This is a genomic window from Bacillus sp. AP50 (assembly GCF_040492675.1).
In the GTDB taxonomy this organism is placed as follows: domain Bacteria; phylum Bacillota; class Bacilli; order Bacillales; family Bacillaceae_G; genus Bacillus_A; species Bacillus_A cereus.
This window is the reverse complement of sequence record NZ_JBEUTW010000559.1, coordinates 1-1,303: the sequence shown is the minus strand read 5'-3', so window position 1 is coordinate 1,303 and position 1,303 is coordinate 1. Positions and strand designations below refer to the sequence as shown.

The following is a 1,303-nucleotide window of genomic DNA, read 5'->3' as shown; positions in this document are numbered from 1 at the left end:
ATTTCAAAGTTAAATTTATTTGATAAAAGGGAAGGGACGTATAATATTGATATGGTGCAAGCGTGTATAGGTTTTCTCTATAAGGAAATTCTAAAAACGATAAAAAAGACTTGATAACCTACTAGAGGGGATCAAGTCTTTTCATTACATACGATTATCATGCCAGAAGTTTAATGGGAAGTGTTCGTTCTCATTATATGCTTCTAATTCATATCCTTTTTCTTTCAGTCCTTTAATAATTCCAGGTACTGCTTTTACTGATTGTGGATGAATATCATGCATAAGGATAACTTCTGTTGGATTTGTAGAATGAGCTAGAACGTTTTCTACAATTTTAGCTGATGCAGCATCAACTTGCATTTTGTTATATTTCCAGTCTAAAGAATCAATTGTCCAATCCCAAACTTTTAAGCCATTGTCTACAACTTTGTTGCGAAGACCTTCGTTTAATCCTGGCATAGAGCCGTAAGCTGGACGAGTTAATACTGGTGATTTACCTAAAACACCAGCGATTAAGCCTTGGTCTTCCTTCATTTCATCTACGTAATGACCTTCAGTGTAAAGTTTTTTGTAGTTATGAGTCATACTGTGCATCCCAACGTAGTGGCCTTCAGCATCTTCGCGTTTTACAAGATCAGGGAAAGCTTTTACGTTTGAACCAATTAGGAAAAATGTTGCTTTTGCATTTTCTTTCTTTAACATATCTAAAAGCTCAGCTGTGTATTTTCCAGGACCGTCATCAAATGTTAAATAAGCGACTTTTCTAACTTGCCCGTTATAATGTTTTGGAGCTTCTTTCGGAGCAAGAGATGTTTGAATCTCACTTACAAGTTGAACAGATTTTGCTTCATCCTCTGTACTAGCTAAAGCAGTATGTACTGATCCAAAAGCCGCTTCGTATGTGAATAATACTCCCGCACAAACTAACATAGCCCTTTTTACTAAAGTTGTTATTCGAATTCCATTGTGCATAATTTTCCTTCTCTCTATAAAAGTTCTACTCTACTATATTAGCAATTATAGGTAGGGAAATGCAAAGAAACTTTTTTACACTTGTAAAAAAGTTTACCCAAAAGTATGCAAGATTTTATATCAATTGCAGTTTTGAAAAATAGAATGAATTTAACCTTTATTATTTAAACTTTCAATCACCAAATCATACTTTCGTATCACTTCGTTTTCGTTCCAAATATTGATTCGAATATTTTTGATTTTTATTAAAATATTGGTAAAGAAACAATTATATGAAAAAAGGAGCGGGAATATGAATAATTATATTTGCACTACATGTGGAGTACAGTAT

At 33.2% G+C, this 1,303-nt stretch carries 1 protein-coding gene; it reads right to left on the bottom strand.

What is annotated here, in order from left to right:
* Positions 1-144: 144 nt before the first annotated feature.
* Positions 145-972 (bottom strand): peptidoglycan-N-acetylglucosamine deacetylase, encoded by an 828-nt coding sequence (locus ABWK52_RS26570; protein WP_098541949.1) that lies wholly within the window; start codon positions 970-972, stop codon positions 145-147.
* Between the last annotated feature and the right edge of the window lie 331 nt (positions 973-1,303).

Coding starts and splice junctions, on each gene's coding strand:
- ABWK52_RS26570 (WP_098541949.1), bottom strand. CDS start 972: ATGCACAATGGAATTCGAATAACAACTTTAGTAAAAAGGGCTATGTTA.